Source organism: Neptuniibacter sp. 2_MG-2023 (assembly GCF_030547495.1).
In the GTDB taxonomy this organism is placed as follows: Bacteria; Pseudomonadota; Gammaproteobacteria; order Pseudomonadales; family Balneatricaceae; genus Neptuniibacter.
This window is the reverse complement of record NZ_JAUOQC010000001.1, coordinates 541127-552634: the sequence shown is the minus strand read 5'-3', so window position 1 is coordinate 552634 and position 11508 is coordinate 541127. Positions and strand designations below refer to the sequence as shown.

Here is an 11508-nt window from a genome sequence, read left to right as displayed (position 1 = left end):
TACGATGGTGAAAAACGGAACATACTGGGATGAAAAAATGGTCTAAATACTTGACTGGGAACCATAGTCACTTGTTATCCATCGCATTCATGTCAGTGACTATGATGCTGGCTACTCGTCCAGCTTGGTTAGAAACATCCTTTAATGGTCTCGATCAAATTTATCGCCTGCATAAATGGGCCGGTATTTTAGCGGTTGTTTTTGCCCTATCTCACTGGTTAATTGAGATGGGTGATGATCTCGTTAAAGCGCTCTTTGGCCGAGCTGGACGTTTGCCTGAGCAAGACTTTTCAGGTTTTATCCATATGATGAGGGAGGCGGCAGAAGGGATTGGCGAATGGGGCGTTTATCTGGTGTTTGCCATGCTAATACTGACGCTGTGGAAACGCTTTCCTTACAACCTCTGGCACTCTGTACACCGTGCTATGCCGTTTATTTATCTAGCACTCGTTTTTCACGCGGTCTGGCTAGCGCCTTTGGTTTGGTGGCAACAACCCATTGGATGGCTGATGGGATTATTACTCGCAGGCGGAAGTTTCGCTAGCCTCTTATCGATCAAAGGGCTGATAGGGAAATCACGGCAGGTGCAGGGCACCATCACTTCCATCGCAACTTCAGCCATGGGTATCACCGAAGTGAAGTGTCAGTTGGAGCGCCCATGGAAAGGTCACCGTGCCGGCCAGTTTGCGTTTGTGACCTTTGAGCCTAGCGAGGGTGCCCACCCTTTTACCATTGCCAGTGCGGATCATGGTAATGGTCAGATCACCTTTCACATTAAAGGGTTAGGCGACTATACGCGGCAGTTGGGTTATCGGTTAACAATCGGCCACACCGTTACCGTTGAGGGACCTTATGGAGAATTTAACTTCAAACAGCGAAAACAGAATGCGGCACAAATTTGGATCGCCGGCGGGATTGGTGTCACCCCTTTCTTAGCATGGCTTGAAGCACTGCAAGATCAGCGGGAAGACTCTGTCGAAGCTGAACTGCATTATTCCACCCATGATGGCGCGACAGATCCTTTTGTTAAGCGACTAAAGGCAGCCTGTAACGGTTTAAGCGGCATCCAGCTGCAGATACATGACAGCAGTCAGGGCCACACACTCACGGCTGAGCAACTCCTCACACAACACCCTAAGGCAAAAGCGATGGAGGTTTGGTTTTGTGGTCCCTCAAGCTGGGCCAATACCTTAGAAAAAGAGCTACGGGAAAATTTACAAGGGTCTCTGTCGTTCCGACAGGAAGCATTTGAACTGCGCTAAACCTATAACACTGACCGCCTTCAGCTGAATGTCAGGAAAGAGGTTTAGGATAAACAATGAAGTCATTAGGAGGTACAACATGAAAAATACACTAATTACTGCCTTTTTAAGCACCTGTTTGATCAGTGGTGCCGCGCTAGCCAGCGATGATTGCACCGATCCAACCGTTGATTGGCAACCTAAAGAGCGTCTTCGTCAGATGATGCTAGACAATGGATGGGAGGTAAAACGGATCAAAGTGGACGATGGCTGTTATGAGCTCAAAGGACGAGATCGCAAAGGTCATCGAGTTGAAGCGAAATTCTCACCCGCTTCACTAAGGATTATCGAACTTGAAATAAAATTTGATGATTCAGATGACGCATCCGACTACCTGAACTTAGGTAACCAAGCCCAACCATCATCAACTAGCGACTTAAACTCCGGTAGTAACACGCCAACAAACAAACCAAAAGTCACAATCGAATAAGGGAGATAAAACCATGAAACGTTTAGCAACAACCCTGTGTTTGATGGCTGCAACTTTACTATCCTCGCAATCCTATGCACGTGATGTCACCTTGACCACTCAGCTAAAAAACTATGGCGGTGATGGTGCTTATCTAGCCATCTATTTAACCAATGCCGAAGGTCAGTATCAAAAGACCCTATGGGTGGCAGGGAAAAAATCAAAATATTACAAACACTTGAGCGGCTGGGCGCGAGGAAGTGGTCAACGTAAAAGTGAATACGATGGACTGTCCGGTGCCAGCGTTACAGAGGGTAAGACATTAACGGTCACCCTTGATCTGCCCGACACCTATATTGATGCAGGATTTCAGCTCCACGTTGATACCGCTGTCGAAGATATGCGAGACAACCGTAATGATGTTGTCGTGCCATTAACTAGTGAAGGGGTCGATAAACCCAATAATGGCCGCGGTTATATCAAAACGTTCACCTACTCGTTTTAAATGACTGCCTAGGAACCCCGTCATGTTACGTCAGTTTCACTCCCTGTCCGGCTTAATAGCAACACTGTTCGTTGTGCTGCTCACCATCTCCGGTGCTGTGCTTTCGCTTGATCCGATTTTAGAGCGCTCACAGGCTAAAATAGCGGGCACATCATCAATCAGCGTGGCGGAGCTAGCGGGTAAGCTTATCACTCGCTACCCTGGCACTGAGCAAATACAACGACATCCGTCAGGCAGTATTATTGTTTACTTTACTGACGGCGACCAAACAGGAGCGGACCTAATCAACCCGCTAACGGGGCAACGATTGGCGCCTATTCCAGCTCACCCATTATGGTGTGGATAAAAAACCTGCACCGTTCTTATCTGTTGGGGACTCCTGGACGAGTGGTGGCTGGGGTTGCGGCTTTCTTTATGCTGCTGTTAACCTTTTCCGGTGCCTTCATGTTGATCAATCGCCTCGGCGGTTGGCGCCATATGTTTCGACCGATCCAAGGGCCCTTTAAGCAACGACTACATACCGAGGTCGGTCGAGTGGCGGTACTGGGCCTGATATTATCAGCTTCTACCGGCCTGTATATGTCAGCCATGACTTTTGAGTTGATACCCGACTACTCATCGGCTGAGCCCGATTTTCCAACCCATGTCGATGGCGGTGTGCCTGCCCCCATTGATACCCTATCGGCATTAAAAGCGATCCCGATTACCGAGTTCAGAGAGCTGGTTTATCCCTATCCAAACGACCCAATGGGCGTTTACTCAATTACCACCGACCAAGGAAGCGGCTTTGTTGATCAAGCAACCGGTCAGCTGCTCTCTTATCAAGCTTACGGTAACCCACAAAAACTCTATGAGTTTATCTACATGTTACACACCGGCAAAGGGCTATGGTGGCTTGGCCTATTGCTTGGCTTGAGTGCGCTCACTGTGCCATTGATGGCATGGACCGGTATCCAGATCTGGTGGAAGCGTAAACAATCCGCCACAACCATTAATCATAATAGTGCTGCTCGCGTTGCCGATACCATCATTCTGGTTGGCAGTGAAAGTAACAGTACGTGGGGCTTTGCCAAAACCCTGCATGACGCCCTTCATCGCTTAGGATTTCAGGTTCACACCGCATCCATGAATCAGGTTGGCCATCATTATCCACAGGCAAAACGGATGTTTATGCTGACCGCCACCTATGGGGATGGTGACGCACCGGCATCGGCGAATCATTTTCTGACACGACTGGCGAAAATGTCGAAGACACCCGATGTTCCTGTTGCCGTATTAGGTTTTGGTGATCGACAGTTCCCTGAGTTCTGCCAGTTTGCCAAAGAGGTTGAGGCCGCGCTCATCACCAAGGGCTGGCCGCAACTACTACCACTCGACACTATTCATCGACAATCGCCACAGGAGTTTGCCCGCTGGGGCCATGCAGTGGGTAGCGTCATCAACAGGGAATTAACACTCGAGCATGTCCCGGTTCATCCCGCTAGCACGACGTTAACGCTTGTCGAACGCGTCGATTACGGTGCAGCGGTGCAAGCACCAACGGCGGTATTACGCTTCAAGTCATCGGTAGAGCGTAATAACGGTCTGTTAAATCGTTTACTGAGACGCACCGGTTTACCGCATTTTGATGCGGGTGATCTTGTGGGTATCTTAGCCCCAGGCAGCAGTGTGCCGAGGTTTTATTCGTTAGCATCCGCATCGAAGAATGGCGTGCTCGAGATCTGCGTTCGTCATCATCCAGACGGTTTATGCTCAGATTTTCTTCATGGATTATCCGTTGGTGACACCATTAAGGCTTTCATTAAGCTTAATCCGAGCTTTCGTCCAGCATCGGGCAAAGCACCGATAATACTGATCGGCGCGGGCACCGGCATTGGGCCGTTAGTGGGTTTTATCCGCAACAATAAAGCACATCACCCGATACACCTTTATTGGGGCGGTCGCTCTCCACAGTCTGATTTTCTCTATGAGACCGAACTAAAGCGCTACCTAAAAGATCAGCGGTTAACTAAATTAAATCCGGTTTTCTCCCGCATCAACCAAGGCGCATATGTGCAGAATAAGATTACTGAAGATGAGGTGGTGCTACGTCAATTGATCGAGGAGGGGGCGCAGCTTTTAATATGTGGCGGTCGCAACATGGCGAGTAGCGTAGCGGCGGCACTGGACAAGGTAATCGCCCCGCTGGGGATCGATGTGGCGACACTGAAAGCTCAGGGGCGCTACCGTGAAGATGTTTATTAACTGATCCATTGGATGGGTCGCTAAGCCAAGTTGTTTTCTGATGAGATCCTTTTTCGGCGATTAAGCGGATGGAAAAAGAACATTTTTTTATATCTAGGGGAGCTGTATTAACTGTTAGGTACTGGTTATGTATCTAAATGAAAAAGGGGAAGTTCTGAATAGATAAGTAGATTAATCAGAACTCAGTTGAGTTGTTTTTGATCGCTACTTAGGCTATAACTAATTGATTTAATTGAATAAAGTGGTGGGCCTAGCAGGACTCGAACCTGCGACCGATCGATTATGAGTCGAGCGCTCTAACCAACTGAGCTATAGGCCCTCAGATGCAAGAATTCTCTTGCGAAACCAATACGATATTTATCAAAACTGAGTTAATATCATTTGGTTTGAGGTTCTCCTAAAAGGAGAGGGCGCCAATAATACCTAGTCAGAATCATTGGCGCAATAGTTTGATTTAAAAGAATTTACTAGTCGTCTATAAAGCCGCGTAGATGTTCTGATCGGCTTGGGTGACGAAGCTTACGTAGTGCTTTTGCTTCGATCTGACGAATGCGTTCGCGGGTTACATCAAACTGTTTACCAACCTCTTCTAGGGTGTGATCGGTATTCATCTCAATGCCGAAACGCATACGCAGTACTTTAGATTCGCGCACTGTCAGCCCTGCTAGTACTTCACGTGTTGCTTCGCGTAGGCCTTCGCCAGTTGCGGAGTCTACAGGTGAAGAGATGGTGATATCTTCAATGAAATCGCCTAGGCTTGAATCTTCATCGTCACCGATTGGTGTTTCCATTGAGATCGGTTCTTTGGCGATTTTTAATACTTTGCGTACTTTATCTTCAGGCATTTCCATGCGTTCAGCTAGCTCTTCCGGTGTCGCTTCACGACCCATCTCTTGTAGCATCTGGCGGGATATGCGGTTCAGCTTGTTGATCGTTTCGATCATATGAACTGGAATACGAATAGTGCGCGCTTGGTCGGCAATTGATCGCGTAATCGCCTGACGAATCCACCAAGTAGCATAAGTCGAGAACTTATAACCGCGGCGATATTCAAATTTATCAACTGCTTTCATAAGGCCGATGTTACCTTCTTGAATGAGATCCAAGAACTGTAAGCCACGGTTGGTGTATTTTTTAGCGATAGAGATCACAAGACGAAGGTTAGCTTCAACCATCTCTTTTTTCGCGCGGCGTGCACGTGCTTCGCCAATTGACATTGCGCGGTTGATCTCTTTGATCTCAGTTAAGCTGATGCCTGTTTCGTTTTCAGTTTGAATCAGTTTGCGTTGCGCGCGTTTAAGTTCAATCAAGTTTGTTTTGATTGCGCGTGCATAGTCATTTGATGATTCAATAACAGAGGTGAACCATTCAGGATTCGTCTCGTTACCTGGGAATTCTTTAATAAAAGTTTTGCGCGGCATTTTTGCGCGCTGTGTACAGATGCGCATAATGATGCGTTCTTGTCGGCGTACATTTTCTATTGTGGAGCGTACTCTATCAACAAGGGCTTCATAGTATCGAGGTGATAACTTGATAGGTGAAAAGACTTCACCTAATGCGTCTTGTGCTTTGCGGTATTCTTTAGTGCCGCGGCCATGTTTTTCTACGACATCTTTTAAGGCGATAAGGTGTTCGCGAACCAAGCCAAAGCGACGTGCAGCTTCTTCTGGATCTGGGCCTTTTTCTTTCTCTTCCTCATCGTCGTCATCGTCTTCGCTGGATGCAACAGGGCCAGGAGGCGGAATAACATCGTCATCATCAGCGTCGATGTAACCACTGAATATATCGCTTAGACGACCTTCTTCGGCAATAGTTAAGTCATAGGCTTCGATAATTGCATCAACGGTGCCAGGGAAGCATGCTACAGCAGACATGACTTCGCGTAGGCCTTCCTCTATGCGTTTTGCAATGCTTATTTCACCTTCTCGGGTCAGTAGCTCAACGGTGCCCATTTCGCGCATATACATACGAACGGGGTCTGTCGTTCGGCCGGCGTCTGATTCAACGGCAGCTAATGCTGCTACTGCTTCTTCATCGGCTTCTACTTCGGCGGAATCGCCTTCGGTCATGAGAAGTGTTTCAGCATCCGGAGCTTCTTCTGACACGGAAATACCCATGTCATTAATCATGCGGATGATATCTTCTACTTGATCCGGATCGGCAATGTCCTGGGGTAGATGGTCATTGACTTCAGAGTAGGTAAGGTAGCCTTGTTCCTTACCACGCGCGATCAATTCCTTGAGGCGAGACTGCTGTTGCTGAGAAGTATCGGACATAGGACCCTGTGACTTGAAAAAAATGGATGAAAATTTGAGCAGGCCATTATAACGATGAAGTACCTAATTTGCTAGGAAAAAGGCCATGCTTGTTTTATAGAATTACCTGTTAAAAATAGACTATATTCAGCGACTTGCTGTAAAAATCCTGTAATTCGTTAACTTATATGGTGTCGGTGGGAGGATTTTTCAAGTGCGATAGAGTTAATCTTTTGCGATATCTTTAAGTTGGTGGAGTTTTTGCAGTTTCTGTGCAAGTGCTATTTTTTCGTCCTTGTTGAGTTGATGCTTTTTCTGAATAGCTGAGATCTCAAGTTCAAGTGCTTTTAATTCCAGCCCGTGTTGAGAGTCTTTGAGGTATAGGCGAGCATCGGTTTCTGAATGTATTTCTAGAGATGTTGATATTTCGTAAAGGTTGATGATCGTTTGTGATAGCTTTTCATCTTCTCGCCAGTCAACTGCTAGCTGTCCAAGTGTAGCGTTTGGGTTGGATGAGTAGTAATCAATGAGCTGAATAAGTAGCTTGATATCTTGCTCTTTAGATAGCTTTAACCCTTCAGGAAATTTGTGGGCGGTGGCTAACTGAGGATAATGCAGTAGTAGGGCGATTAGCTTCGCTGCAAATGAGAGCTCGGTGTTGCTGGGGCGTTGCTGATAGGGCCTTGAGCCTTTTTTAACGTTATTACTGCTGAATTTGTCCCTGCTGTAGGGTGAGTAAGTGTTTACTGTATCGTAATCATGTCTTTCGCTATCGGAGTAGTGTACATGATCGTTTGGCTGATAATCATATTCACTGTATGTGCTTTCAGTCTGAACTGACGGGCTTATTTGAGGGGTGCTGGGTGTGATGGCTTCATGGAAGTTGACGGTGGTTTGTAATTGTTCGAGGGATAGGTTGGTCAACTCGCATATTCGATCCAGCATCATCTGTTGCAGTAGACTAGGTCGCATTGAGTTTATGGTTGGTAATACTTCTGTGCTAAATCGAGCGCGCCCATCCATGCTATCTAAATCAGCATTTTCTGAGTAGCTTTTAAAGAAAAATTCCGACAAAGGTTGTGCTTTCGAGAGCCTCTCGCTAAATGCAGCTTCACCTTCCTGTCTAACTAAGCTATCAGGGTCTTCACCTTCAGGTAAAAAGAGGAAGCGGGCTTCTTTGCCATCTTCGATCACGGGCATGGTTGTTTTAAGTGCACGTACTGCTGCTTCACGTCCTGCGTTATCCCCATCAAAGCAAAAGATGATTTCGGGGACAATTTTAAAGAGTCGCTCTAGGTGTTGATCCGTTGTTGCTGTGCCTAGAGTCGCTACGGCATAGTGGATCCCATATTGTGCTAAGCCGACAACATCCATGTAACCTTCAACAATGATCAGTCTATCTAGTTTGCTGTTATGTTTTCGAGCTTCATAAAGACCGTAAAGCTCTCGGCTTTTATGGAAGGTTGGTGTCTCGGGTGAGTTAAGGTATTTAGGTTTATCATCTCCGAGTACGCGTCCACCAAAACCGATTGTTCTTCCACGTTGATCTCTAATCGGGAACATGATGCGATTACGGAATCGATCGTAGCGGCTATCTCTCTCCTCATTGTGAATAAGCATGCCTGCTTCTTCTAGCCGCTTTGCTTTCTCTAAATCGCCACCGGTTAGGTGGGTAAGTAGATTATCCCAACCGGAAGGTGCGAAGCCGATAGAAAAGGCTTTGGCCGCTTGTCCGCTCAGTCCGCGAGATTTGAGGTAATTCACGGCATCTATGCGAGTGTCGTTAGTTCGAAGCTGATTTTCATAGTAAGTTGTCGCGGCTTCTAGGAGTTCGTAGAGCGTTTTGAGTTGCTGATCTTTTTCGCGTTGGTGAGGAGAGTCGTCGCGGGGGACTTCCATTCCGGCGCTTTTGGCGAGTTCTTCAACCGCTTCTGGAAAACTAATGTTCTCGTAATCCATAAGAAACCCAAGGGCGTTGCCGCCTGCACCACAGCCAAAACAGTAATAAAATTGTTTTTCTTGGTTGGCAGAAAATGAGGGGGTTTTTTCCTTATGGAACGGACAAAGTCCAGAGTAGTTTTTACCTGCTCGTTTTAGCTTTTGGACACGTCCATCTAGCACGTCAATGATGTTGACGCGTGCTAAAAGGTCATCAATAAAGCTTTGTGGGATGCGTCCGGCCATATTATCAGCTGCTGAATATATTCAGCGGCAGTTTAGCTGGATAATTGCGATTTGACGAGCTTGGAAATTATACCCATATCGGCGCGGCCTTGTACCTGAGGCTTGATTAGCCCCATGACTTTTCCCATGTCTTGCATGGATTGTGCGCCAGATTCTTCCGCAGCTTTTTTTACAATAGCTGCTACTTCTTCTTCGGTAAGCGGTTGCGGCAGGAAAGTTTTAATCACCTCCAACTCCCGTCGCTCAGCATCTGCAAGATCCATGCGTGCCGCTTCTTCAAATTGCGAGATAGAGTCGCGGCGCTGTTTAGACATTTTGTCTAGCACCGTAAGTACTCGTGTATCATCCAGCTCAATGCGCTCATCAATTTCGATGCGTTTGAGTTCGGCTAACATCATGCGAATAGTGCTTAAGCGTTCCTTATCTTTGGCACGCATTGCAGCTTTCATCTCGGTAGTGATTTGCTGCTTAAGCTCTGACATGACTCACCTCTAATTACCTGAATGGGATCTAATGTATATCTCGTGTATTAGTACAAGCGTACGCGACGTGCGTTTTCGCGAGATACTTTTTTAGCGTGACGTTTAACAGCTGCTGCTGCTTTACGTTTACGTACAGATGTTGGCTTCTCGTAGAATTCACGACGACGAACTTCAGCTAATACACCTGCTTTTTCGCAAGAACGTTTGAAGCGACGTAGAGCTACATCAAATGGCTCGTTTTCTTTAACTTTTACAGCTGGCATGTTTTAACAAACCCTATAATTGTTGAGTTAAATATAATAAAACTTGCCATAAAACAGACGGTTTTACGGCAAGGCGCAAAATTCTATTCCTTTCGCTAAGTTAAGTAAAGCAGTTAATGCTAGGGTTCGCTATTTTATGTGCAGGTATTGAAGGGCAAGGGTATAATGCGCGCAAACCTCTGATGAGTATGTAAGGTAGGTGGGTAAGAATGCGTGTATTGGGAATTGAAACATCTTGTGATGAAACGGGTGTTGCTATTTATGACAGTGAGCAGGGGTTGTTGGGAGATGTCTTATATAGCCAAGTAAAAATGCATGCTGAATATGGCGGAGTGGTGCCTGAATTGGCGTCACGTGATCATGTGCGTAAGCTGTTACCTCTACTTGATGAAGTGTTTCAAAAAGCGGGCCTAAAAAAAGGCGATGTTGATGCACTTGCGTATACGTCTGGGCCCGGTCTTATTGGTGCGTTAATGGTAGGCGCTTCAACGGGTCGAGCTTTGGCGTTGGCTTGGGGTATTCCTGCTATAGGCGTACACCATATGGAAGGGCACCTTTTGGCGCCTATGCTTGAAGACACGCCGCCATCTTTCCCTTTTGTTGCTTTACTTGTGTCAGGAGGCCATACCCAGCTAGTTCAAGTGGATGGTATAGGTCAATACTCGCTGCTTGGTGAATCTTTAGATGATGCTGCTGGTGAGGCGTTTGATAAGGCAGCTAAAATGCTTGGACTTGATTATCCTGGTGGTCCGTTGGTTGCCAAATATGCCCTGCAGGGTGACCGCACGCGTTTTCGTTTTCCCCGACCCATGGTTGATCGCCCCGGTATGGATATGAGTTTTTCAGGGCTTAAAACGTATACGTTGAATACGAGTAATGATCATCGTGATAAAAATGGGCGCATTGATGATCAAACGATCTGTGATATTGCGGCCGCGTTTGAGGAAGCTGTTGTTGATACTTTGGCAATTAAGTGTAAGCGTGCATTACAGCATACGGGCTTTAAACAGCTGATTATTGCTGGTGGGGTTAGTGCTAATCAGCGATTGCGTGAACGTTTGGAAGAGATGGTTCAGAAGGAACGAGCTAAATTGTTTTATGCGCGTCCTGAGTTTTGTACTGATAATGGCGCGATGATCGCTTATGCAGGCTGCCAGAGGTTAATGGCTGGACAGCAGAGTGGCTTGGAAATAATTACTAAACCTCGTTGGCCGTTAGATACTCTTGCTGCGTTATAGTTAGGATCTTGGCTTGCACCTAAAAACGAGGCTCTTTACCTTGTAGTAAGTTTCTTATATTTGTACGGTGACTGAGTAAAAGTAAGGCTGAGATCACTAATATCACGTTAAGGTAGGCTGGTGCAGCCAGCCAGACGAGTATAGGGGTGACTAGGACAGTAGCAATTGACCCCATTGAGGCTGTTCGGCTTAGAGCGAAAATGAGGCACCACACAAATGTTTGCAGTATGGCGATTGGCCAAAACAGGCTGACGCATACCCCAAGCGCTGTGGCTATGCCTTTTCCGCCCCGAAATGAAGAAAATAAAGGGAAGAGATGCCCTATTATAGCGGCTAGCGCACATAATGATTGTTCAGTGCTAGGTAGTTGTAAAATGGAACAAGGTAAAAGTGCTAAGATGCCCTTGCCTACGTCGCCTGCAAGAGTGGCGAGTGCTCCTTTACGTGAGCCTATACGGAGTACATTGGTTGTTCCAGGGTTTCCTGAACCCTGTTTTCGGGGGTCGGGAATATTTAATGCGTGACAAACAAGTACGGCTGTGGGGATAGAGCCCCAAAGATAAGCTAAAAAAACTAGTCCAATGGTGATTAAGCCAGTATCGGTCATTATCAGTCCAAGAGTAGAGT

At 46.7% G+C, this 11508-nt stretch carries 11 protein-coding genes and 1 tRNA gene; 6 read left to right on the top strand and 6 right to left on the bottom strand.

Annotation, left to right across the window (positions count from 1 at the left end; genetic code table 11):
• Positions 1 to 29 precede the first annotated feature (29 nt).
• From Q4486_RS02560 to Q4486_RS02540, 5 genes are all read left to right on the top strand, one after another.
• The gene (locus Q4486_RS02560; RefSeq protein WP_303518100.1) at positions 30 to 1262 is read left to right on the top strand and encodes a ferric reductase-like transmembrane domain-containing protein; all 1233 of its coding nucleotides are present in this window, start codon (positions 30 to 32) and stop codon (positions 1260 to 1262) included.
• A gap of 79 nt (positions 1263 to 1341) precedes the next feature.
• Entirely contained in the window at positions 1342 to 1731 is a 390-nt protein-coding gene (locus Q4486_RS02555; protein ID WP_303518098.1) for a PepSY domain-containing protein, read from the top strand.
• A 13-nt stretch (positions 1732 to 1744) separates the two neighbouring features.
• The gene (locus Q4486_RS02550) at positions 1745 to 2215 is read left to right on the top strand and encodes a DUF2271 domain-containing protein (protein WP_303518097.1); all 471 of its coding nucleotides are present in this window, start codon (positions 1745 to 1747) and stop codon (positions 2213 to 2215) included.
• Between the two features lie 22 nt (positions 2216 to 2237).
• Positions 2238 to 2561, top strand: coding sequence for a hypothetical protein (locus Q4486_RS02545; protein WP_303518096.1), 324 nt, complete (start codon positions 2238 to 2240; stop codon positions 2559 to 2561).
• Complete coding sequence (locus tag Q4486_RS02540) at positions 2549 to 4459, top strand: PepSY domain-containing protein (RefSeq protein ID WP_303518094.1); 1911 nt, start codon at positions 2549 to 2551, stop codon at positions 4457 to 4459. Before Q4486_RS02545 ends, Q4486_RS02540 begins: the two co-directional genes overlap by 13 nt.
• A 242-nt stretch (positions 4460 to 4701) precedes the next feature.
• Here the strand turns inward: Q4486_RS02540 and Q4486_RS02535 are convergent.
• From Q4486_RS02535 to rpsU, 5 genes are all read right to left on the bottom strand, one after another.
• Positions 4702 to 4778: transfer RNA gene (locus Q4486_RS02535), tRNA-Ile, on the bottom strand.
• Positions 4779 to 4926: 148 nt separating this feature from the next.
• On the bottom strand, positions 4927 to 6735 hold the full coding sequence (gene rpoD / locus Q4486_RS02530; protein WP_303415766.1) for an RNA polymerase sigma factor RpoD: 1809 nt from the start codon (positions 6733 to 6735) through the stop codon (positions 4927 to 4929).
• 204 nt (positions 6736 to 6939) lie between these two features.
• Positions 6940 to 8898, bottom strand: a complete 1959-nt coding sequence (gene dnaG / locus Q4486_RS02525) for a DNA primase (RefSeq protein ID WP_303518093.1) — start codon at positions 8896 to 8898, stop codon at positions 6940 to 6942.
• A gap of 32 nt (positions 8899 to 8930) precedes the next feature.
• Entirely contained in the window at positions 8931 to 9380 is a 450-nt protein-coding gene (locus Q4486_RS02520; protein WP_303415768.1) for a GatB/YqeY domain-containing protein, read from the bottom strand.
• A 47-nt stretch (positions 9381 to 9427) separates the two neighbouring features.
• Entirely contained in the window at positions 9428 to 9643 is a 216-nt protein-coding gene (gene rpsU / locus Q4486_RS02515) for a 30S ribosomal protein S21 (RefSeq protein ID WP_067865199.1), read from the bottom strand.
• A gap of 209 nt (positions 9644 to 9852) precedes the next feature.
• Here rpsU and tsaD point away from each other — a divergent pair, with 209 nt between their 5' ends.
• Positions 9853 to 10881, top strand: coding sequence for a tRNA (adenosine(37)-N6)-threonylcarbamoyltransferase complex transferase subunit TsaD (tsaD, locus tag Q4486_RS02510; protein WP_303518092.1), 1029 nt, complete (start codon positions 9853 to 9855; stop codon positions 10879 to 10881).
• A gap of 19 nt (positions 10882 to 10900) precedes the next feature.
• Here the strand turns inward: tsaD and plsY are convergent, their stop codons facing one another.
• A complete protein-coding gene (gene plsY, locus Q4486_RS02505) occupies positions 10901 to 11488 on the bottom strand; it encodes a glycerol-3-phosphate 1-O-acyltransferase PlsY (protein ID WP_303518090.1) in 588 nt (195 codons plus the stop codon).
• Positions 11489 to 11508: the final 20 nt, after the last annotated feature.

Coding starts and splice junctions, on each gene's coding strand:
- Q4486_RS02560 (WP_303518100.1), top strand. CDS start 30: ATGAAAAAATGGTCTAAATACTTGACTGGGAACCATAGTCACTTGTTA.
- Q4486_RS02555 (WP_303518098.1), top strand. CDS start 1,342: ATGAAAAATACACTAATTACTGCCTTTTTAAGCACCTGTTTGATCAGT.
- Q4486_RS02550 (WP_303518097.1), top strand. CDS start 1,745: ATGAAACGTTTAGCAACAACCCTGTGTTTGATGGCTGCAACTTTACTA.
- Q4486_RS02545 (WP_303518096.1), top strand. CDS start 2,238: ATGTTACGTCAGTTTCACTCCCTGTCCGGCTTAATAGCAACACTGTTC.
- Q4486_RS02540 (WP_303518094.1), top strand. CDS start 2,549: ATGGTGTGGATAAAAAACCTGCACCGTTCTTATCTGTTGGGGACTCCT.
- rpoD (WP_303415766.1), bottom strand. CDS start 6,735: ATGTCCGATACTTCTCAGCAACAGCAGTCTCGCCTCAAGGAATTGATC.
- dnaG (WP_303518093.1), bottom strand. CDS start 8,898: ATGGCCGGACGCATCCCACAAAGCTTTATTGATGACCTTTTAGCACGC.
- Q4486_RS02520 (WP_303415768.1), bottom strand. CDS start 9,380: ATGTCAGAGCTTAAGCAGCAAATCACTACCGAGATGAAAGCTGCAATG.
- rpsU (WP_067865199.1), bottom strand. CDS start 9,643: ATGCCAGCTGTAAAAGTTAAAGAAAACGAGCCATTTGATGTAGCTCTA.
- tsaD (WP_303518092.1), top strand. CDS start 9,853: ATGCGTGTATTGGGAATTGAAACATCTTGTGATGAAACGGGTGTTGCT.
- plsY (WP_303518090.1), bottom strand. CDS start 11,488: ATGACCGATACTGGCTTAATCACCATTGGACTAGTTTTTTTAGCTTAT.